Genomic DNA, 20,582 nt, shown 5'->3' on the forward strand with positions numbered 1-20,582 from the left:
ATTCAATCAGCACAATTCCAGCTTCACATCGTACTGCTTGATGATGTTCATTACGCTGGCAGGGGGCTCTTCATCAGTAAACAGATAATCAATCAATCCCATATTACCTAAGTTAACCATCGCATTACGGCCAAATTTGGAATGATCGGTTACCAACATCACGCTACGGGAATTCTCGATAATCGCCCGTTTGGTGCGAACCTCATGGTAGTCAAACTCCAGCAGGCTACCATCCATATCAATACCGCTGATCCCCAAAATGCCGTAGTCCAACCGAAATTGAGAGATAAAATCTAACGTTGCTTCGCCAATAATACCGCCATCCCGGGAACGAACTTCTCCCCCGGCCAGAATCAAACGGAAATCGGGTTTGCTGGTTAACAAAGTAGCGACGTTCAGGTTATTGGTGACAACCCGTAAGTTTTTATGGTTCAACAATGCATGTGCCACCGCTTCCGGTGTAGTTCCAATATCGATAAACAGCGTTGCGCCGTCAGGAATATGGCTGGCAACACGCTCAGCGATACGGGCTTTTTCCTCCAGCCACATCACTTTACGATCGTGATAAGCAGCATTGACGGCTGAACTTGAAGGCAGTGCAGCACCACCATGATGGCGCTGGATTTTATTTTGATCCGCCAGCTCGTTCAGATCGCGACGAATGGTCTGCGGGCTTACACCAAAATGTTCTACCAGCTCTTCAGTACTCACATAGCCATGCTTGCGCACTAAATCGATAATAGACTCATGTCGTTGAGTTTGTTTCACTTCGAGACCCTATACGCGTATATCCTTTGCGCCCTTTGTTATTGTTTATTAAGATCTTTGAGAAGATCGGGTATCCCACCATGCTAACGCCAGACCAACTACTAACCCACCCAAGTGAGCGGTATTACCTATAGACAGACCTACCAGACTGAGAGCACCAAAATAGCCTATCACTATCCACGCCACGGCAAATGCCATTAACGAACGCTGTAAAAATATCCCCCTTTCCGGCGCTCGTTCACCAGACAGCCAGCAGTAACCTATCAGGGCGTAAACTACACCGGATAAGCCACCAAACATATGTCCACTAAACATTGCTTGTCCACAACCGGAAAGAATAGCGGATAACAAGGTAATCTCTAACAATTTTCCTGTTCCCAGCCGCTTTTCCAGTGGCCCGCCTAAATACCACCACCACACCAGATTAAAAAGAATATGCATCAGAGAGAAATGCAAAAATGTATGGCTTACCCAGCGCCATATCTGAATATATTGGCTACTGTCTGCCGGATAGGCAAATATCTCCATTAATGCATCATCGCCAAACAGTTGCATCAACAGATAGACAATAACGCAGATGGCAATAACCGCAAATGTTAAAGGCCCCGCCTGATTTCGTAGCGTAGCCAGCGAGTAAGCCCGGTGATAAGTAATATTGGCATCAGATCGCCCTGACTGCCAACTGGCAGCCAGATAGCGCGGATCGTTTGGATTATGCAAAAACCGGTCTAATTCTTGATGGGCCAGCTGTTCAGATGACTCATCAACCAGCCATAGCTCTATTTGTTGCTGTTGATAATGAATCTCGATGGTCACATTTAACGTAGCCATATAGTCAACAAAGGCATGCGCCATACGGGGATTAGAAAGAACAATTAGTCGAACCATCCAGACTCACTCTACCATTAACCAGAGAATATAAAATTTAGCGTACCAATACCGATTGCCATAATAAACCGTGCCTGAAGCAATACGTTAACGCTTGCGTATACATAATTTACCACAACATTCCCTACATCATCAGGGGATATATTAACAGGCCGGAGCACTGACCTATAAATTTATAACGCAGACAGGCCCGCCAGCAGGCAAAGAGAAGATAAAGAGGGGGAAAAATGGTGTGGCAACAGGCTATCTTAACAGCGATAGCCTGCCTGTTCGCAACATCAGGAAGCAACCACCTGTTGTGGATAGTGACGAGCCCAGGACTCAAAACCACCTTCAATACTGTAAACCTGTTCAAAACCCTGATGAACCAGATACTGTGCAGCACCACGGCTGCTAATACCGTGATAGCACATGACAAAAATTGGATGGCTGAATTCAGTTTCTTGCATAAAGCGATTCAGACTGGCGTCCGTCAAGTGAACGGCCTCAGGCGCGTGACCTGAGTGAAAACTCTGTGCATCACGAATATCGACCAGCGTCGCTTCACCCTGCTGCAAACGTAAAAAAGCATCACTCACACTGATAATACTGAACTGTTCCATAATCTCGCTATACCATAGTAAAACACTCAACTATTATAACGAGGTTTTCTGATTATCGTCACCCTGTAGCTGACAAAAATTATGATTTTTATTAGTCAGACCACACTCACAATAACAGCCATAGAAATCGATAAAATCAAAGCAATAAAAAAGGTGGCTAAAAGCCACCTTTTTTCAATTTTCTGGTGCCCCTAATCAGGCTTCAATTGCAACGCGAAGCTTTTTCATCGCGTTCTTTTCAAGCTGACGCACACGTTCGGCAGAAACACCGTAACGATCGGCCAGTTCCTGCAGCGTTGCCTTGGTCTCATCATTATTGAGCCAACGGGCACGGATAATATGCTGACTGCGCTCATCTAAACCGTCCAGCGCCAAAGCCAGTTTATCAGCGGCGTCATTATCCCAGTTTTCGTCTTCGATGCTTTCAGCAAAGTCTGACGTTTTGTCTTCCAGGAACATCGCTGGTGCAACGACGCTGTTTTCATTCTCGTCATCAGGAGAGATATCAAAAGCCATGTCCTGAGCCGCCATGCGGGATTCCATTTCAAGCACATCTTTACTTGAAACCCCTAACTCACGGGCAACCAGTTCCACTTCATCCTGATTAAACCAGCCTAAACGTTGCTTAGACTTACGCAGGTTAAAGAACAGCTTACGCTGTGCTTTCGTAGTTGCGACTTTCACAATACGCCAGTTACGCAGAACGTATTCGTGAATTTCAGCCTTAATCCAGTGGACCGCAAAAGAAACCAGACGGACACCCACTTCAGGATTAAAACGGCGAACCGCTTTCATCAGACCAATGTTACCTTCCTGAATTAAATCAGCCTGAGGTAAGCCATAGCCTGAATAGTTACGAGCGACGTGAACAACGAAACGTAAATGGGACAGAATCAGCTTTTTAGCAGCTGCCAGATCGCCGTCGTAATGCAGCCGTTCAGCCAGTTCACGCTCTTCATCCGCTGTTAACATCGGATAGGTATTGGCAGCCCTGATATAGGCCTCCAAACTACCTTGGGGAACCAGGGCCAAAGTTTGCATTTCTTTAGTCATTCAAACCCTCTCATAGAGAAACTTATTATTGGTACTTTTGAACTGCATCGCGAAAGATCTATCCGATCGATGCATAAAGGTCAACCAATTGCTTATTCGGTAATTAGACTAATATCTCAGTCATAAGTTCACAACCAGAAGAGAAATCTTTAACTCTATGGTTGATAACACAAAACCAAACACAGTGCCTTCAACATGTTCAATTAATGAACCAAACGTCTTTTAGTATACCAAAAATTCACTACCTTGGTGTAAATTGGCGTAAATGTCTTACCGTCGCCAACCAGGCCGCCACCCAACCAATCATGGCGGCAACGACCAGTAACAACAGGCTTTCATCCCAGCTTAACCCATTGATTGAGAAGAGTGTTCCGAAAACTTTTGCGGTTTCGGCTACCGACGCATCCAACGACCAAACCAGTGCCTGAGACATAATCAGCGAAAGTGCCGCGCCAAACAGTCCCAATAACATACCGCCATTCAAAAATGGCCGCAGAATAAACCCGTCAGTTGCACCAATCAGCTTCATGATACTAATGGTATCCCGGCGGCTGAAAATATTAAGGCGAACGCTGTTACCAATCACCAGGAACACCGCCACAATCATCAATATGGCAATAGTACCGGAAATATTTCCCACCAAATGTGTCAGGGCTGACAAGCGAGAGAACCAGCTATCATCAGTTTTCACCTCGGTGACACCCGGAATCTGGCCTATATTATCCCGCAGCTTAACCAGTGCGTCTGAACCAAGAAAATCCGTTTTTGGAGAAACAATCACCAACGCCGGTAACGGGTTATCACTCAGCATATCCAGCGCAGAACCAAACCCGGACCATTCGCGAAACTCACTCAGTGCGTTATCCCGTGATACATAGTTAATGCTCTCAACGCCATCCAGTACCTTAATTTGGCTACTGATGTCATCTGCGGCTTTATCATTCAGTTTCTTGTCCAGATACACCGTAATCTGCGGTGTTGGATACCACTGGGACGCTGCGTAGTTTACGTTTTTCCACACCAGATAACACAGGCTAGGCAGCGTAAGCGAAATGGCAATGACCATCACCGTCATAAACGTCGCTAACGGCTGGCGCAGCATATCAACAAAGGTGTTATTCCAGGCATAGCGCCACTGTTCACGCCATCCTCCGGCACTGCGAGTTGGCGCTTTAGCCGCAGGTTTGGCTTTTTTAACCGCTGTCTTATTCCCCCGCATAGCTATCTCCTCCACTCAGACGCCCATGACTCAGCGTTAATGTTCGATAGGAGCGGCTGGAAATCAGCCCGGTATCGTGGGTCGCCATCAGTACCGTCACACCAGCGCGGTTAAACTCTTCAAACAGGCGCAAGATACCTGCCGATAGTTCATCATCCAGATTTCCCGTTGGTTCATCGGCCAGTAATACCGCGGGTTTATTCACCACCGCACGGGCAATACCGACACGCTGCTGTTCACCGCCGGAAAGCTGTATCGGAAAACACTTCGCCTTATCTAACAAACCGACTTTATCCAGTGCGGCAGAGGCACGGCGGCGGATCTCTTCCGGACTGCTGCCACAGATAATCAACGGAAGCGCGACATTGTCGTATACCGTGCGGTCCGCCAACAGATTATGATCCTGAAAGATCATGCCAATCTGACGACGCAAAAAAGGCACCTCTGAAGACTTTAATCGGCTAACATCATGACCTGAGAACCAGATGTGCCCTGCACTTGGTCGTTCAATACCACAAATCAGTTTGAGCAGCGTACTCTTCCCTGCGCCGGAATGACCGGTTAAAAAAGCCATTTCGGCCTGCTGCAGATGGAAATTCACTCCCTGTAACGCCTGTTGTCCGCCTAAATAGGCTTTGCTGACCTGCTCAAAACGAATCATCGTTTTAATCCTCTCGGGCGAAAAGCGCCTCTATAAAATCATTGGCCTGGAAGGGCCGTAAATCTTCAATACCTTCCCCTACGCCGATATAGCGAATAGGAATACCAAATTGGTCAGCCACTGAGAAAATCACGCCCCCTTTTGCCGTTCCATCCAGCTTGGTCAGGGTGATACCCGTCAGGCCAATAGCTTCATCAAACAGCTTTGTCTGGCTGATGGCGTTCTGACCGGTGCTGGCATCAATGGTCAGCATAATTTCATGAGGGGCATTTTCATCCAGCTTCTTCATCACCCGCACAATCTTTTTCAACTCTTCCATCAGGTGAGATTTATTTTGCAGACGTCCGGCAGTATCGGCAATCAGCACATCCACACCTCGTGATTGTGCGGCCTGAATAGCGTCAAAAATCACCGATGCGGAATCTGCGCCTGTATGTTGCGCCACGACCGGAATCTTATTACGAGTACCCCACACCTGAAGCTGTTCAACGGCAGCAGCACGGAAAGTATCACCTGCGGCTAACATTACGGATTTGCCCTGATCCTGGAACTGGCGAGCTAACTTACCAATCGTGGTCGTTTTCCCGACGCCATTAACGCCCACCATCAGAATGACAAATGGCTTATGAGCGGTAACGTCCAGCGGCTGCTCTACATTTTTCAGGATATCGGCCATTTCCTCTTTCAGCTTGCCGTACAGTGCTTCGGCATCTTTCAGATCGCGATGGCTGGCGTGCTCAGTCAAAGAGTTAATAATTTTACTGGTGGTGGTGACACCCACATCGGCAATCAGCAGTTGTTCTTCCAGCTCTTCGAACAGTTCATCATCAATGCGTTTACCGCGGAACAGACTGATAAAGCCGGAACCCAGATTTTGTTTAGTTTTTAACAGACTACGTTTCAGACGAGCGAAAAAGCCCTCTTTGGTTGGCCTTTCCTGCTCTTGCTGAAGCTGTTCTTGTTGTTCTTCCTCTTCCAACTGCTCCAGAATTTGTTCCGGGTCTTCACTATCGATTCGATCGGATTCCGCCAGTAGCACCTGTTCAATTTCTTCATCTAACTCAGCGTGAGAAAGCGCTGGTTCATCGACAACGTCGGTATCTTCAAATTCTTCTACAGCATTAGCCGTATGTGCTTGTTCGACTTCATCATCTGTTGCGGTGAATGACGTTTCACTGACAGATTCATCGATAACCTGAAACGACGCTTCCTGAGGTTCCACAAGGGGGGTTAGCGCATCATCATAAACCGGTGGTGTTGCATCAGACTCTGCGGTTTGTGACAGATCCAGATCCGGCGTTACCTCTGAGGATGGCTCATGCTTCAGTTCATCCGCGTGGTTAATTTCATCAACCATGACCGATGAATCATCGAGTGGGTTAGCGGCATCCACATCTTGTGAATCATGCTGTTCTGTATCTTGTTGTAATTCATCATCTTGCTTAGACTCTTCGCCCTGACGATTAAAGCCTAACCAGGAAAATAAACCGCGCTTTTTATCTTTTGCCATGTTGTAAAAACAACCTCCACCCTAGTATTACGCACGCTGCAATTAAATTAAGTTTAACACTCATCAGGTAACGATAGATATCAATTCACTATCGGATTTACCTGCTGTTGCAATAGCGGCGCATTTTAACATTCCATCAGACAAAATCATTTAATCCGTATTCCGGACAACCCGGCAATGGTCAGATTTTATCCCTTGATCAACTTTCTTCGCCAAACGCGCAAACCAAATACGTTGATATACAACCCCGCCATAATCAACAGGACCCCAACAGCTGTAATAACGTTAGCGTTTCACCCAAAAACAGCGCGGAGCTTGTCATTCCCACTACCGGTACCAGAAGGGAAAGCGGTGCCACTCGCCAGGTTTCGTAACGACCCAGCAAAGCGCCCCAAATGCCATAACCAATAATGGTCGCCACAAATGCCAGATAGACCAGTGATAGAATGGTGACAGTATCAATCTCAATCAGGCTCTTTAACATTAACTCTGGCCCTTCGAGCAGTGCTGACGCCAGTAAAAAAGGAATAATCGGGATAAGCGCACTCCACACGACCAGCGACATCACCGCAGGGCGCGCTTCATGCTGCATAATCAGCTTATTAAAAATATTGCCGCTGGCCCAACAAAAAGCAGCAGCCAGCGTGAGCATAAAACCTAGCATGGTCACATCCTGACCATTGAGGCTTGCTTCTACCAATACCAGCACGCCAACCACCGCCAGGGCAATACCGGCAAACTGTTTGGCCTGCAGGCGCTCACTAAACACTGATGCCGCAATAATGATGGTAAAAAATGCCTGAGATTGCAGCACTAATGAAGCCAGACCGGCAGGCATACCAAACTTGATAGCGCTAAACAAAAAGGCAAATTGACCAAAGCTGATGGTAATGCCATAGCCCAGCAGTAACCGAAACGGTATTTGGGGACGCGCTACAAATAGCAGAGCGGGAAAGGCTACCAGCATAAAACGTAACCCTGCCAGCAACAGCGGAGGCATATTGTGGAGACCCATTTTAATCACTACGAAGTTAAAGCCCCACACCACCACAACTAACAGCGCCAGCAGTCCGTCTTTGCGTGTCATACCCTTCCCCATGAACTATTCTATTTTTATAAAGAAACCACGTTAACCAAAAAATCCCCTGTGGGAAAGGGCATTCATTCACATAGGAAGTGAAAAGCACACTATGATATCCAGCCCGCTATACAACCCGACAATAGCGTGATATCTCTGACTCATTAATAAAACAGATAATAAACGATATGTCTGGCAGGAAAATGCTCTCAACCACTACCCGATCAACCGCTGCATTATTAGCATCATCATTGCTTTTAACCATTGGTCGTGGTGCAACCTTACCGTTTATGACCATCTATCTGACACGGCGTTTTGCCATGTCGGTTGACGAAATTGGTCTGGCGATGACCATTGCACTCACCGTTGGCGTAATATTCAGCCTCGGATTCGGCATTCTGGCCGATAAGTTTGATAAAAAGAACTATATGTTGCTGTCTATTCTGGCGTTTATCGGCGGATTTATCGCAATTCCGCTGGTTGACCAGGTAGAGCTGGTGGTCTTTTACTTCGCCCTCATCAACTGCGCCTACTCGGTTTTTTCTACCGTATTAAAGGCCTACTTTTCTGATGTACTTAGGCCCGGTGAAAAAGCCAAAATCTTTTCGCTCAACTACACCTTTTTGAATATCGGTTGGACCGTCGGCCCGCCGTTGGGTACGTTGTTGGTGATGTACAGCATCAATATGCCATTCTGGCTGGCAGCCTGCTGTGCCGCATTTCCACTTGTTTTTATACAGCGTTATGTCGACCGGGTTCGCATCGATATGGGCTCAGAGAACAGCGTTGCCTGGTCTCCCTCAGTATTATGGCGCGACAGAGCGCTGCTTTGGTTTACGCTTTCAGGAATACTGGCGGCGTTTGTCAGCCGTTCCTTTGCCGCCTGCATTTCTCAATATGCTCTGGTGGTAGCCGACAGTGATTTTGCTGAAAAGGTGGTAGCCGTTGTACTGCCGGTGAACGCCATCGTCGTGGTGTCCCTGCAATATATAATAGGCCGACGACTGTCTGAGTCGAACATTCGTCCCTTAATGACGTTCGGTACCTTTTGCTTTGTTCTTGGCCTGTTGGGCTTTATGTACTCGGGCAATAATCTGTTCCTCTGGGGGCTTGCAGCAGCAATCTTTACCTTTGGGGAACTCATTTATGCCCCGGGGGAATATATGCTGGTCGACAATATCGCCCCACCAGGAATGAAAGCCAGCTATTTTTCTGCTCAGGCTCTGGCCTGGCTGGGGGCGGCGGCCAATCCACTGGCAACCGGTGTTATCCTCACTACCCTGCCACACTGGTCGTTATTTATTATTCTGAGCGCCGGGATTGTACTTGCCTGGCTGGCGATGTTGCGAGGAATGCAGGTCAAACCGTGGAATCGTGTCTGACAACCCGATGATAGACATCAATCTGTGCAAAACTGACGAAAAATAATGTGCATTTCTAAATATCGCAGGCTATCGCTATAATAGCCGCAGAATAATCCGTCACCGTCAGCCAATAGCAGAGCGTATGAGTAAGAAACCACAGCCGCAAAAAACAGGACAAATACGAATCATCGGAGGACAATGGCGAGGCAGAAAACTACCAGTGCCTGATAGTCCCGGATTACGTCCTACTACCGATCGGGTTCGTGAAACGCTGTTTAACTGGCTGGCTCCGGTACTGAATGAAGCCCGATGCCTTGACTGTTTTGCTGGCAGTGGCGCACTGGGATTTGAAGCGCTGTCGCGCTATGCAGGAAAAACGGTGCTGCTGGAGTCGGAAAGATCGATTGCCCAGCAGCTACAACAAAACCTGCAACGACTGAATTCTGATAAAGGTCAGGTGGTCCACACCAATGCTCTACAGTGGTTATCCCAGACCGGTACGCCGTTCGACGTGGTATTTCTCGACCCGCCATTTCGCCGTAATTTACTAACTGAAACCTTCACGCTACTGGAACAACAGGGCTGGCTGGCAGACGAAGCCTGGATTTATGTCGAGGCTGAAACGGAACATGCGGTTAGTGATGCGCCGGCTAACTGGCATCTGCATCGTGAAAAAACGGCCGGACAGGTGGCCTACCGACTATATATTCGACGCGCTCCCTCCCTCAATCAAACCGCAGGAAATGAAGAATGATTAAACAACTATTTATCAATCTGGGACGCCTGTTAATGCTTGGGGTATGGGGAATTCTGCTGTTAAACCTGTTTCATCCGTTCCCTAGTCCGTTGAAATACTTTATGCATGTCGCGATGGTATTCATGTTCTTTATGCACGGTTTACAACTGATGATGCTGAAATCTACGCTGCCAAAAGATGGCCCAAAACTCACGGGTTGGCAGGAATTCACTATTTTCGTGTTTGGCGTATTTGAATTGCTGGCCTGGCAACAGAAGAACAACAAGAAGTAGCTTCTGATGCCATCCATCGTCAGCCTTTTCGATCGGGGAAGTAGGGGAAAGTCATTACATTATTGCCCAGCTCAGAAATGCGCGCACTTCCCTGAGTGAGTACCGAGTCAATACGGATCACCGCGTGCATAGGGATATAGCTGCGGGTTACACCGTTGAATTCAGTTTTTAACTTCTCTTCGCTGGGGTCAACTAGTAGTGAACTCTGGCTATCAAAGACAAAATCGCCAACCTCAATAAAGCCAAAAATCGCACTTTGATTTAGTTCACGAACGTAAAGCTGATAATTCTTACCGTTATTCATGAACTGGATCCGGTACAGCGGTTGCTCATTATTATTCATAGACTCATTTATCTCCCGAACAATCGTTATACCGCCTGAAGGGCATTAACAATCGTGAGGTAACGTTTATCGACTACAATAAAAAGTGCTGTGTTCTTTTCGGTCATGTAACAGACTGAAAGCTAACATAACCTAAAAAAGAATGCGACCAATGCATTCTGACAGAAGAATAACCGAAGGATAAGCGATGAGTTGGCCATTTTTAGCAGTGATCTTCTCCGGCTGGATCTATATTGACGCCGCTTACCGTGGGCCATCATGGCAGCGCTGGGTGTTCAAACCGGTGACTATGCTGCTGATGCTATTTTGGGCCTGGCAGGCACCAGAGATAACGACCTTCAGCTACCTGATTTTGTTCGGTCTGCTGGCCAGCCTGCTTGCAGATATTCTCCAGATGGTTCCTCAAGACAGAATGCTCTACTCCATCGGCGCTTTATTTATCTCCCGCCTGTTGTATACCCTCTACTTTATTAATCCATTAGCCCCAAGCTTTTACTGGCTGCCCATTGTTATTTTACTGGCGATTGGGGCTGGGGTGGTTTTACTACTGTGGAACCGGCTGGAAGATATGCGCTGGCCAGTAGTGACTTATCTGTTCATCACACTACTGATGGTATGGACCGCCACTGAAGGTTACCTCACTCAAACTAACGATATGAGCTTTAGTCAACTTATTGGCAGTATATTACTGTTGATCGCCAGTATTATTTGGCTAACCAACCGTTACCGCACGCCTTTCCAGGCGGCCAATGCGGTTATTGCCGTCTGCTATTTTCTGGGACATTTTATGGTGGTGCGCGCCCTGCATATTTAACTGAGCCAGGCGAGTAAGACAGAAGAAAGGTTACTCATTCCCCTTGCGGATCAGATAGCGATACGGCAGTTCATCAGTAGAAGACTCCAACAGTTCATGATCCATAAACCGACAGAAACCGGGAATATCACGGGTGGTCGCCGGGTCATCAGCAACGATCAGCAGCGTTTGACCGGCATCCATATGACGAACGGCTTTACGCACCATCATCACAGGTTCAGGACAACGCAGCCCTAACGCATCAAGGGTTTTATCCGGATTGGCAAATAAATCAGTCATTAAGCTCTCAAGTCACTTTATTAATACATCCAATAACCCGGCTAGTTTAATACGATAAACCCCCAGTGCAAATCCACTGAGTAAAAATCTATTACGCTGGGAGATAAACACTAAGCATGAGCAGGCTATTTCTAACTTGCGTAATCGGAGGGAAAGATGGCCGGAATACCTACTACGGCTCATTTATAATTATCTTCACCACCAAAACAACCATTGCATTCCCCCTTCAACTGAGTATCATCTCCACCTCGCGATATACCGCGTATAATTTATTCACTATTTTATTTAATGCATAGGTTGGGTTCCCTCACCCCAACAGAGTGTTGATACTCATTTAAAAAGGCTAATATCATGTTTGATTTTTCTCCGCAGCAGCGGCTTAAAGCGCTGTTATGGCTATCGTTCTTCCATATTCTGATCATTGCCTCCAGCAATTATCTGGTGCAATTACCGATTAACATTTTCGGTTTTCATACCACCTGGGGCGCATTTACTTTCCCGTTTATCTTTCTGACCACCGACCTTACCGTTCGGGTATTTGGCGCGCCATTAGCACGCAAAATTATTCTGGTGGTCATGATACCGGCACTGGCCATCTCCTATCTGCTTTCTACCCTGTTCTATGATGGTACATGGCAAGGCTATCAGGCGATTTACAGCTTTAACATGGTGGTTGCCAGAATTGCTATCGCCAGCTTTATGGCCTACGTGCTGGGGCAGATTCTGGATATCTACGTATTTAACCGCCTGCGTCAGTTAAAAACCTGGTGGGTCGCTCCCAGCGTCTCTGCCGTTTTCGGTAATTTGAGTGATACTATCGCCTTCTTCTCTATTGCGTTTTATAAGAGCAGCAATGCCTTTATGGCGGAAAATTGGGTAGAAATTGCGCTGGTGGATTATGCCTTTAAGCTGATTATCTGCGCCCTGTTTTTCCTGCCTATGTACGGCATTTTATTAAATGTATTACTAAAACGGCTGGTTCAAATAAATACCCCACAGCAGCTTCAGCATAGCTAAGCGCGGGATAAAATTTGGCGAAAACGCGGTAGAGATGATATTTTTATGTCCTGTTAACTGAATCCGCGAAAGCATTTGCTTATCAATGTTAAGGAAGTACCATGCAAAAGTTAGTCAAAATTGTAGGAGTCTGTTTGTTTGCCGCCAGCCTGATGGCTTGTGACGGCAGTAAAGACCAACCGGCAGCAACCGGAAGTGGTACTTCAGCAGAACAATCCGGCCAGACCAGCGTATTAGGCGGTAAGGTCAACTTCACCGTTCCGGATGGCCTACAGGATCAGAGCGGTAAGAGCGGCTCTCAGGCAACCAATATGGCGGTATATGCCGATAATGCAGCGCAGAAAATGCTGATTGTTATCAGCAGCTCAATGCCAGATGACACCTTAGAAAATCTGATTACCCGTATGGAAGCGCAACAAAAAATGCGCGATGCTGAACTGGTGGTAGTTAAAAAAGAAGAAGTGACTGCCGATGGCCAAAAACTTCAGCGCCTTGATACCGCTATTCGCATCGACGGTAAGAAAAACTACTCATCAACGCTGCTGGGTCAGATCGATAAGCAACTGCTGACCATGCAGTTAACCTACCCAATTGAACAGCAAGAAGATGCTGAAAAAGCAATTAATCAGTTCATCAGCTCACTGAAAATCAAACCATAATATTGCCAGTTTCAGCGCAATAAAAAAGGGGCACCCGATTGGCTGCCCCTGATAACAACGCCATCCCTACAATGTCCCGTTATCTAATATCACTATTATAATCTTCGTTTATTCTGCTAATGCCTGAGCCAGTAAGGTTATTGGGTGTTCACACTTCTTACTGGTGGACATCTCAATTTGCCACTTACAGGTTTCACAATCCGACACTACAAAATCAACGCCGCTCTCTTCAATCTGACGGAACAGCGATGCACCTATCCCTTGCGACGTTTCATAGTTCTCTTTCTTAAAGCCATAAGTCCCGGCTATGCCACAACACTGAGACTCCAGCACGATTAACTCAACGCCGGGAATACGCTCCAACAACGCCAGGGTATATGCCGTCCATCCCATCTTCTCCATATGACATGGCGTATGGTAGGCAATACGTATCGGAGTATGTTTCAGCTTAAGCTCCCGCCCTTCAGACAGCAGGCGATAGAGATAACGCGTTGCCAGCTCAACCTGTTCACGCACCGGTGAGGTATCAATTCCCAGTAAATGCGGGTACTCATCCCGTAGGGTAAACGTACAGGTGGAAGAGGTTGCGACAACAGGAATACCTTTGCCAATCACTGCATCAACCAGCGATTCAGCATTCACTTTAGCCTGCTTTTTCGCCTGATCGATAAATCCGTTGGCAATCAACGGAACACCACAGCACTTCTCTCTTTTGAGTAATTGCACCCCAATACCCATGGCGTTAAACACCCGCACCAGATCTTTACCCAACTGCGGATGGTTATAGTTAACGAAACAGCCGTGGAAAAATGCAATCTGTTCATCAAATTTTTGCTGCTCTGCCGCCTGCTTGCGATACCAGTGGCGGAAAGTACCAAAAGAGTACTTCGGTAACTGACGACGATGGTCAATTTTCAGTGCACTATCCAGCAATTGTTTAACCGGTTTCAACCCCACAGTGGCATTCACGATAGGAGCAAACGGGGTAGAAAGGGTCCCCATTAAGTCGGTATTGCTAAGGATGGCATCACGCAGCTTGAACTTAGGCTTGCTGTAGTTAATCCGCGCACGCTGAATAATATCGCCAATCTTCACATCTGACGGGCAGGCGACTTCACAGCGTTTACAGTTGGTACAGTATTTCAGGGCTTCATCAAACAGTGATGGGTCTTTTAAGCGTAAACGCTCACCGTCAGGCCCCGCTTGTTTGGGCCCCGGATAGTTAGGATTCACTTTTGCCACCGGGCAATAAGTAGTACAGGCGGTACATTTAATACAGTTCTCAAAACTGTTATCCGTTGTCAGGCTCATGCTGCCACCTCCGACAGGGCAAGGATCTGTTCTGCGGCATATTGTGCAGTCACCAGAGAAACGCCAGCCCCACAGCCTTGCGATATCGGATCATAACCACCCAATACCGCGCCAATGATATAAAGATTATTTAATGACTGACCTGCTACCGTGCCGTGCAGTTGGCTATCGGTTTTAACGCCAAAGCGCAAATAGGGTTGAGCAGAGAACATGCTTTCCTGCGTCCAGTCAGCGCGTTGTGCGGCATCATGGACATCCAGGCCAAACACCGGCTCATAAATACGATCAAACTCAGCAATTAAACCATTACTAAAGAAACTACCGCTGGCTAAGACCACTTGCTGGGCAACTACCGGAATATCGGTATGGTTACGGGTATAAATACGCGTGACATTTTGACCTTCGGTTTCAGCTCGCAGCACCGCATCGCCCGGCATAAACTGACCGCCCAATTGTTGGAAACGGCGGCGTAACGCCATATGCATACGCATGCCTAATAAGGATGGCGGCAAAGTTGGCACCAGCATAACTGGCTTACCCACTCTCTGGCGTAACAGAGTAACTGCATCCGGATTTTCCAGACCAATACAGGCTGGCAGAATCAGCGCTTCCACATCACCCGATAAACGAATCAGTTCTTCCGCCAGTAATTCGGTGTTTTCTGGCAAATCAAGCACTCTGGCTATATTGATCGCTCGGAACTCGCTCGGGTTGTTACGTAAACGATCCAGCGCGGGAACATGCAGATAATCAGTAATAACCTCGATGCCTTTATCGCTCAAAGAACCTGCCGCCAGTTGAGGTTGGAAGTCCAGAAAACCCTCAATACCCACTATGGCTATTTTCTTCCACGGCAACGGCTGTTCCAGTTCAGCAACCGGTACTTCCGTCGGGCTTAACCAGGTCGCCCGTAACGTACCTAACGGCGTGACGCGCAGATGGTTCTGTTCAATATCACCATAAAACCGTAAACCGCAGTCGTTCAGCAAACGCCGGGCCTCTGCCGCCATTCGGCTGACGCATTCTGCTCCCAGTAGAGAATAGGGATGTTCCGGTGATAGCGTTGCCAACTCAGCCAGAGGATGGCTTATTGCCGAACCGTCTTCCCGATAGCTAAGAAAATCCAGCGAGCCCGAGGAGAAATGCAACGCACTCTGCCCGGCACTGATAATCGCACAGCGCTTGCCCTGTTCTGCCAGCCTGATACCGCAAGTTAGCCCAGCCAGACCGCCGCCAATAATTGCCACATCAAATTTCATCATTCTTCTCCACCCCGGACGGAGCGTCTAAACCGCACAGCCCCATATAAACCCAGTTGGTAAACTCGCTTTCCCGTAGCGCATCTCCCCACGCAATAGGCCGGACGCCTTTCCACCGTTCGTTCAGGAAAGTCGATAATTGCGTCAACGACTGTTGTGGAGAAGAGACTTTAAAACGGTTCAACAGACCAGCAGCCCGGCAGGCGCACAGCTCTCCCTGACAGGTACCCATTCCCACACGAGTACGACGGCGCAGGTCGATCAGATTGTTTACCGTTAATGAATCCACGGCATAACGCACCTCTCCCGCCGTCACCGCTTCACATTCGCACACCAGACTATTATCTAAACGACCGTTAGCAATAAGTTGAGTGGCTCTATCCCCATGACGATAAACTGCAGATCCACGAATGGTTGATGGTAAAGAGATCACTTTACGTAATGTTTCTTCTGCGGAATTGCGCGAACCCGGCAGCGCCTCTTCAGCGGTAGTACATTTGGCGCTATGACCTAATTTTTCACAGACTTTATCTGTTGCCCATTCCGCCATCAGACGATAAGTCATCAACTTACCGCCGGTAATAGTAATAAAGCCTTCCAGTCCGTCGCGTACCGCGTGATCCAATAAAACAATGCCGCGACTCACATTACGACCTGAAGGGTCATCATCACTGGCAACCAGCGGACGAACACCGGCATACGCTCGCAAAATGCGCGTTTGTGCCATTTTAGGGGAGAGTTTGGTCCCTTCACGAATCAGAACGTCCACCTCTTCTGGGGTGACAATCATGTTATCTATCTGGTCGTAAGGAATACGGGTTGAAGTCGTACCAATTAACGAGATAGTGTCTCCCGGCACCAAAATATCAGCATCGGCAGGCTTACGGCAGCGGTTGATCACCATATTGTTAATACGGTGTCCCATAATTAATAAAGCGCCTTTTGCCGGGAACATACGCACACGCAGATCAGCATATTCCGCAATATTTTGCCCCCAGATACCACCCGCATTCACCACAATCGACGCATAAATATCTTTGGTCTCTTTTTTGTAGTGGTCGAATACTTTCACGCCGGTCACCCGGTCATTATGGCGAATCAGGCCAATTACTTCGTGATAAGTCAAAACCTGTGCGCCATGTTCCCGCGCATCCAACATGTTAGCTGCGGTTAAGCGAAAAGGATCGACGGTTCCGTCCGGTACCCGCACAGCGCCCAACATGGTTGGGTTGGCTGAAGGTTCCAGTCTTAACGCTTCTTTTGGATCCAGCGCCTGAGCATTAATTCCAGCCCGTTGGCAGGCCTCAATAAAAGTAGACTGAAACGCAATATCATCTTCCGGTAACGTCAAAAACAGACCATCTGTTGGTTCCACGCAGTGACGGGCAATGCGCTTCAGGATCATGTTCTCTTCGATACATTCGCGAGCCGATTCCGCATCGGTTACCGCGTACCGGGCTCCGCTATGTAATAAGCCATGGTTACGACCTGTGGCGCCAGTGGCAATATCATGACGCTCCAACAAAATAGTTCGCAATCCACGACGAGAACAGTCACGGGCAATACCCGCACCTGTTGCGCCACCACCAATAATGATGACATCCATCTCTGCTGGGGAAAAACCGCTCATCATCAATTACTCCCGGTCCTGTATTGCTTATATAAAGAATTTCTCATACTGCTATTTACGCATAATCTCAAACAAAATTGTTTGATAAGGAGCAAATTCGAACACAAATAAAAGCATAAACGCTCATAAAAGAACATTTATGTGATAACAGTCACAACAAACTCATAAATTAAACACAATTTGTGTTAAAAAAATGATACATTTCGCGCCGAATAAGACAACAGTCATATAATTCGCCTTGTGTCACATATCATTTGATAATAAATGAGTAATATAGTGAGCGATAAAGAAAATAATGTGAGCATATAAATCATGACTCACCCTAATAACAATACTCATACGACCATTACAGAGATGAATCATCGCCAGTGGAGGCACTATGTTAAGTATGTTTAAACCCGCGCAACATATTGCGCGCTTACCAAAGGATCAGATAGATCCGACCTACCGCAAGTTGCGGTGGCAGATCTTTATGGGGATTTTCTTTGGCTATGCAGCCTATTATTTAGTTCGTAAAAACTTTGCTCTGGCTATGCCTTACTTAGTTGAGCAAGGCTTTAGCCGCGGAGATCTGGGCTTCGCTCTTTCCGGTATCTCTATTGCTTACGGATTCTCCAAATTTATTATGGGTTCCGTTTCTGACCGTTCAAACCCACGCGTATTCTTACCTGCCGGTTTGATACTGGCTTCATTAGTGATGCTGCTTATGGGCTTCGTGCCATGGGCAACCTCCAGCATCATGGTCATGTTCGTTTTACTGTTCGTCTGTGGTTGGTTCCAGGGTATGGGTTGGCCTCCATGTGGCCGTACCATGGTTCACTGGTGGTCACAAAAAGAACGTGGCGGTATCGTTTCAATCTGGAACTGTGCGCATAACGTGGGTGGCGGTATTCCTCCTCTGTTATTCCTGTTAGGTATGGCATGGTTTAACGACTGGAAAGCCGCATTCTATATGCCTGCTATGGCAGCCATCGTTATCGCTATTATTGCTTTTGCTCTGATGCGTGATACTCCGCAATCTTGTGGTTTACCACCGATTGAAGAGTACAAAAATGACTATCCGCCTGACTACTCTCATGAAGCAGAAGAAGAACTGACTGCAAAAGAGATCTTCATGCGTTATGTGTTCCCTAACAAACTGCTGTGGTATATCGCCATTGCTAACGTTTTCGTTTATTTACTGCGTTACGGCATTCTGGACTGGTCACCAACTTACCTGAAAGAAGTGAAACACTTTGCGCTGGATAAATCATCCTGGGCTTACTTCTTCTACGAGTATGCGGGTATTCCGGGCACCTTACTGTGCGGCTGGATGTCAGATAAGGTCTTTAAAGGCAATCGTGGTGCAACCGGCGTATTCTTCATGGTGCTGGTTACTATCGCCACTGTGGTTTACTGGATGAACCCTCCGGGCAACCCAGGCATCGATATGGCTTGTATGACGGTTATCGGCTTCCTGATCTATGGTCCGGTTATGTTAATCGGTCTGCACGCTCTGGAATTAGCTCCGAAGAAAGCTGCGGGTACCGCAGCAGGCTTTACCGGTCTGTTCGGTTATCTGGGTGGTTCTGTAGCGGCCAGCGCCATTGTTGGTTACACCGTTGACTTCTTCGGTTGGGACGGTGGCTTTATGGTGATGATCGGCGGTAGCTGCCTGGCAGTTGTGCTGCTGGTATTAACCATGATCAGCGAAAACAAACATAAAGCTGAAATGCTGGCTAAACAAGCAGCAGAATAATCATTAGTTAAATACTGTCGTCGAAACAAATCGTCGGCAGTTCAAAATAATACCCGCGGAAGTCACAAAGATGTCATGTTCCGCGGGTATCATCGCCCGCAGTTATCCAACTGATACACAATAAGAAAGATAAGACACACTCTGAAAAACGCACCGCACCCGCAGTGGGGTTTCCAGACGCTCTTCCCCTCTGCGTACGTTATTACCTACACCAAAAGATGGAGAAGGAAACTTATGAAAATAGGTTTTAAAACGTTACTTACGGGTCTTGTACTCAGCATGTCTATGGCTTCTGTCGCTGATGCTGCCACCGATAAAAATGACAAAATCGTTATTGCTCACCGCGGAGCCAGTGGTTATCTGCCAGAACACACACTCCCTTCCAAAGCGATGGCCTATCAGCAAGGTGCTGACTTTCTTGAACAAGATCTGGTGATGACCAAAGACGATCGTCTGGTGGTGCTGCATGACCACTATCTGGACCGGGTAACCGATGTTGCCGAGCGCTTCCCTGACCGGGCACGTAAAGATGGCCGCTATTACGCCATCGACTTCACTCTGGACGAAATCAAATCATTAAAGTTCACCGAAGGGTTTGATATTAAAGACGGCAAAAAAGTACAGTCTTATCCAGGCCGCTTCCCAATGGGTAAATCTGACTTCCGTATTCATACCTTTGAAGAAGAGATTGAGTTTATTCAGGGCCTGAACCACTCAACCGGCAAAAACATTGGTATCTACCCAGAAATTAAAGCCCCATGGTTCCACCGCAGTGAAGGTAAAGATATTTCAGTGAAAACGCTGGAAGTGCTGAAGAAGTATGGTTACAGCCAAAAAAGCGATAACGTTTATCTGCAATGTTTTGATTTCAATGAGCTTAAACGTATTAAAACTGAGTTAATGCCAAAAGCCGGCGTTGATTTGAAGCTGGTCCAGCTTATCGCTTTCACCGACTGGGAAGAGACCTTTGAGCCAAATGCCGAAGGCAAACTGGTTAACTATAGCTATGACTGGATGTTCAAGCCGGGCGGTATGCAAGAAATCGCTAAATACGCCGATGGTATTGGTCCACAGTATCCGATGTTGCTGGATGTAGAAGCTTCCAAACCTGAGCATGTAAAACTGTCTACCATGGCAAAAGAAGCCCACGACAGCGGTATGGTGATCCACCCTTACACCCTACGTGCCGATGCCTTACCTAAATACGCTACCAGCATGAATCAACTGCTGGACGTGATGTACAACCAGGCAAAAGTGGAAGGCTTGTTCACCGACTTCCCTGATATGGCAGTGCAGTTCCTGCAAAAAGAGGGACAGCATAAGTAATTACCATGGGGCATAGTCGCTTTGCGCTATGCCT

20 protein-coding genes and 1 pseudogene are annotated in these 20,582 nt (G+C 47.3%); 8 read left to right on the forward strand and 13 right to left on the reverse strand.

What is annotated here, in order from left to right; all coding sequences use genetic code 11:
• Nucleotides 1–6: 6 nt before the first annotated feature.
• The 8 genes and pseudogenes from EKN56_RS18925 to eamA form a co-directional block, all read right to left on the reverse strand.
• A complete protein-coding gene (locus EKN56_RS18925; protein ID WP_130593208.1) occupies nt 7–768 on the reverse strand; it encodes a DeoR/GlpR family transcriptional regulator in 762 nt (253 codons plus the stop codon).
• Between the two features lie 48 nt (nt 769–816).
• Nucleotides 817–1,656, reverse strand: coding sequence for a rhomboid family intramembrane serine protease GlpG (gene glpG, locus EKN56_RS18930; protein ID WP_130593209.1), 840 nt, complete (start codon nt 1,654–1,656; stop codon nt 817–819).
• A 278-nt stretch (nt 1,657–1,934) separates the two neighbouring features.
• Complete coding sequence (gene glpE / locus EKN56_RS18935; RefSeq protein WP_130593210.1) at nt 1,935–2,258, reverse strand: thiosulfate sulfurtransferase GlpE; 324 nt, start codon at nt 2,256–2,258, stop codon at nt 1,935–1,937.
• A gap of 195 nt (nt 2,259–2,453) precedes the next feature.
• Entirely contained in the window at nt 2,454–3,311 is an 858-nt protein-coding gene (gene rpoH / locus EKN56_RS18940) for an RNA polymerase sigma factor RpoH (RefSeq protein ID WP_130593211.1), read from the reverse strand.
• A 241-nt stretch (nt 3,312–3,552) separates the two neighbouring features.
• Complete coding sequence (gene ftsX, locus EKN56_RS18945) at nt 3,553–4,530, reverse strand: permease-like cell division protein FtsX (RefSeq protein WP_130593212.1); 978 nt, start codon at nt 4,528–4,530, stop codon at nt 3,553–3,555.
• Nucleotides 4,517–5,191 (reverse strand): cell division ATP-binding protein FtsE, encoded by a 675-nt coding sequence (gene ftsE / locus EKN56_RS18950; protein ID WP_130593213.1) that lies wholly within the window; start codon nt 5,189–5,191, stop codon nt 4,517–4,519. Before ftsE ends, ftsX begins: the two co-directional genes overlap by 14 nt.
• A gap of 4 nt (nt 5,192–5,195) precedes the next feature.
• Nucleotides 5,196–6,701, reverse strand: coding sequence for a signal recognition particle-docking protein FtsY (gene ftsY, locus EKN56_RS18955; RefSeq protein ID WP_130593214.1), 1,506 nt, complete (start codon nt 6,699–6,701; stop codon nt 5,196–5,198).
• A gap of 188 nt (nt 6,702–6,889) precedes the next feature.
• Nucleotides 6,890–7,788: pseudogene (gene eamA / locus EKN56_RS18960) on the reverse strand (O-acetylserine/cysteine exporter).
• 194 nt (nt 7,789–7,982) lie between these two features.
• Here eamA and ydeE point away from each other — a divergent pair.
• The 3 genes from ydeE to EKN56_RS18975 all read left to right on the forward strand — a co-directional run bounded on the left by ydeE (nt 7,983) and on the right by EKN56_RS18975 (nt 10,172).
• On the forward strand, nt 7,983–9,161 hold the full coding sequence (gene ydeE / locus EKN56_RS18965; RefSeq protein ID WP_130593781.1) for an efflux MFS transporter YdeE: 1,179 nt from the start codon (nt 7,983–7,985) through the stop codon (nt 9,159–9,161).
• Nucleotides 9,162–9,285: 124 nt separating this feature from the next.
• Nucleotides 9,286–9,897, forward strand: coding sequence for a 16S rRNA (guanine(966)-N(2))-methyltransferase (rsmD, locus tag EKN56_RS18970; RefSeq protein ID WP_130593215.1), 612 nt, complete (start codon nt 9,286–9,288; stop codon nt 9,895–9,897).
• Nucleotides 9,894–10,172: a DUF1145 family protein gene (locus EKN56_RS18975; protein ID WP_130593216.1), complete on the forward strand. Its 279-nt coding sequence runs from the start codon at nt 9,894–9,896 to the stop codon at nt 10,170–10,172. The genes rsmD and EKN56_RS18975 overlap by 4 nt, the downstream gene beginning before the upstream one ends.
• 19 nt (nt 10,173–10,191) lie before the next feature.
• On the opposite strand, the gene EKN56_RS18980 is transcribed toward EKN56_RS18975, so the two are convergent.
• Complete coding sequence (locus tag EKN56_RS18980) at nt 10,192–10,515, reverse strand: DUF1820 family protein (protein WP_130593217.1); 324 nt, start codon at nt 10,513–10,515, stop codon at nt 10,192–10,194.
• A 187-nt stretch (nt 10,516–10,702) separates the two neighbouring features.
• Between EKN56_RS18980 and EKN56_RS18985 the strand changes: the two genes are divergently transcribed.
• Nucleotides 10,703–11,329, forward strand: coding sequence for a lysoplasmalogenase (locus EKN56_RS18985; protein WP_130593218.1), 627 nt, complete (start codon nt 10,703–10,705; stop codon nt 11,327–11,329).
• A 30-nt stretch (nt 11,330–11,359) separates the two neighbouring features.
• On the opposite strand, the gene tusA is transcribed toward EKN56_RS18985, so the two are convergent.
• Nucleotides 11,360–11,608: a sulfurtransferase TusA gene (gene tusA / locus EKN56_RS18990; protein WP_130593219.1), complete on the reverse strand. Its 249-nt coding sequence runs from the start codon at nt 11,606–11,608 to the stop codon at nt 11,360–11,362.
• A gap of 351 nt (nt 11,609–11,959) precedes the next feature.
• Between tusA and EKN56_RS18995 the strand changes: the two genes are divergently transcribed.
• On the forward strand, nt 11,960–12,625 hold the full coding sequence (locus tag EKN56_RS18995; RefSeq protein ID WP_130593220.1) for a 7-cyano-7-deazaguanine/7-aminomethyl-7-deazaguanine transporter: 666 nt from the start codon (nt 11,960–11,962) through the stop codon (nt 12,623–12,625).
• 101 nt (nt 12,626–12,726) lie between these two features.
• Nucleotides 12,727–13,284: a DcrB-related protein gene (locus tag EKN56_RS19000; protein WP_130593221.1), complete on the forward strand. Its 558-nt coding sequence runs from the start codon at nt 12,727–12,729 to the stop codon at nt 13,282–13,284.
• 108 nt (nt 13,285–13,392) lie between these two features.
• Here the strand turns inward: EKN56_RS19000 and glpC are convergent, their stop codons facing one another.
• From glpC to glpA, 3 genes are read right to left on the reverse strand one after another with little or no spacing between them, the layout of a single operon-like run.
• Nucleotides 13,393–14,595 carry an anaerobic glycerol-3-phosphate dehydrogenase subunit GlpC gene (glpC, locus tag EKN56_RS19005; protein WP_130593222.1) on the reverse strand — a complete coding sequence of 401 codons (1,203 nt, stop codon included), beginning with the start codon at nt 14,593–14,595 and terminating at the stop codon, nt 13,393–13,395.
• Complete coding sequence (gene glpB / locus EKN56_RS19010; protein ID WP_130593782.1) at nt 14,592–15,854, reverse strand: glycerol-3-phosphate dehydrogenase subunit GlpB; 1,263 nt, start codon at nt 15,852–15,854, stop codon at nt 14,592–14,594. The genes glpC and glpB overlap by 4 nt, the downstream gene beginning before the upstream one ends.
• Nucleotides 15,844–17,487, reverse strand: coding sequence for an anaerobic glycerol-3-phosphate dehydrogenase subunit A (glpA, locus tag EKN56_RS19015; RefSeq protein ID WP_407656500.1), 1,644 nt, complete (start codon nt 17,485–17,487; stop codon nt 15,844–15,846). The genes glpB and glpA overlap by 11 nt, the downstream gene beginning before the upstream one ends.
• Nucleotides 17,488–17,863: 376 nt before the next feature.
• Between glpA and glpT the strand changes: the two genes are divergently transcribed.
• Both glpT and glpQ read left to right on the forward strand, forming a co-directional pair.
• On the forward strand, nt 17,864–19,222 hold the full coding sequence (gene glpT, locus EKN56_RS19020; RefSeq protein ID WP_130593223.1) for a glycerol-3-phosphate transporter: 1,359 nt from the start codon (nt 17,864–17,866) through the stop codon (nt 19,220–19,222).
• A gap of 234 nt (nt 19,223–19,456) precedes the next feature.
• Nucleotides 19,457–20,548 carry a glycerophosphodiester phosphodiesterase gene (gene glpQ, locus EKN56_RS19025; protein ID WP_130593224.1) on the forward strand — a complete coding sequence of 364 codons (1,092 nt, stop codon included), beginning with the start codon at nt 19,457–19,459 and terminating at the stop codon, nt 20,546–20,548.
• The last annotated feature ends 34 nt before the right edge of the window (nt 20,549–20,582 follow it).

Origin of the sequence: Limnobaculum zhutongyuii (assembly GCF_004295645.1) — a bacterium.
Classification (GTDB): Bacteria; Pseudomonadota; Gammaproteobacteria; order Enterobacterales; family Enterobacteriaceae; genus Limnobaculum; species Limnobaculum zhutongyuii.

What these genes read in the sequence shown, in the direction of transcription:
- glpG (WP_130593209.1), bottom strand. Translation starts at nt 1,656, where the DNA reads ATGGTTCGACTAATTGTTCTTTCTAATCCCCGTATGGCGCATGCCTTT.
- glpE (WP_130593210.1), bottom strand. Translation starts at nt 2,258, where the DNA reads ATGGAACAGTTCAGTATTATCAGTGTGAGTGATGCTTTTTTACGTTTG.
- rpoH (WP_130593211.1), bottom strand. Translation starts at nt 3,311, where the DNA reads ATGACTAAAGAAATGCAAACTTTGGCCCTGGTTCCCCAAGGTAGTTTG.
- ftsX (WP_130593212.1), bottom strand. Translation starts at nt 4,530, where the DNA reads ATGCGGGGGAATAAGACAGCGGTTAAAAAAGCCAAACCTGCGGCTAAA.
- ftsE (WP_130593213.1), bottom strand. Translation starts at nt 5,191, where the DNA reads ATGATTCGTTTTGAGCAGGTCAGCAAAGCCTATTTAGGCGGACAACAG.
- ftsY (WP_130593214.1), bottom strand. Translation starts at nt 6,701, where the DNA reads ATGGCAAAAGATAAAAAGCGCGGTTTATTTTCCTGGTTAGGCTTTAAT.
- ydeE (WP_130593781.1), top strand. Translation starts at nt 7,983, where the DNA reads ATGCTCTCAACCACTACCCGATCAACCGCTGCATTATTAGCATCATCA.
- rsmD (WP_130593215.1), top strand. Translation starts at nt 9,286, where the DNA reads ATGAGTAAGAAACCACAGCCGCAAAAAACAGGACAAATACGAATCATC.
- EKN56_RS18975 (WP_130593216.1), top strand. Translation starts at nt 9,894, where the DNA reads ATGATTAAACAACTATTTATCAATCTGGGACGCCTGTTAATGCTTGGG.
- EKN56_RS18980 (WP_130593217.1), bottom strand. Translation starts at nt 10,515, where the DNA reads ATGAATAATAATGAGCAACCGCTGTACCGGATCCAGTTCATGAATAAC.
- EKN56_RS18985 (WP_130593218.1), top strand. Translation starts at nt 10,703, where the DNA reads ATGAGTTGGCCATTTTTAGCAGTGATCTTCTCCGGCTGGATCTATATT.
- tusA (WP_130593219.1), bottom strand. Translation starts at nt 11,608, where the DNA reads ATGACTGATTTATTTGCCAATCCGGATAAAACCCTTGATGCGTTAGGG.
- EKN56_RS18995 (WP_130593220.1), top strand. Translation starts at nt 11,960, where the DNA reads ATGTTTGATTTTTCTCCGCAGCAGCGGCTTAAAGCGCTGTTATGGCTA.
- EKN56_RS19000 (WP_130593221.1), top strand. Translation starts at nt 12,727, where the DNA reads ATGCAAAAGTTAGTCAAAATTGTAGGAGTCTGTTTGTTTGCCGCCAGC.
- glpC (WP_130593222.1), bottom strand. Translation starts at nt 14,595, where the DNA reads ATGAGCCTGACAACGGATAACAGTTTTGAGAACTGTATTAAATGTACC.
- glpB (WP_130593782.1), bottom strand. Translation starts at nt 15,854, where the DNA reads ATGAAATTTGATGTGGCAATTATTGGCGGCGGTCTGGCTGGGCTAACT.
- glpA (WP_407656500.1), bottom strand. Translation starts at nt 17,487, where the DNA reads ATGATGAGCGGTTTTTCCCCAGCAGAGATGGATGTCATCATTATTGGT.
- glpT (WP_130593223.1), top strand. Translation starts at nt 17,864, where the DNA reads ATGTTAAGTATGTTTAAACCCGCGCAACATATTGCGCGCTTACCAAAG.
- glpQ (WP_130593224.1), top strand. Translation starts at nt 19,457, where the DNA reads ATGAAAATAGGTTTTAAAACGTTACTTACGGGTCTTGTACTCAGCATG.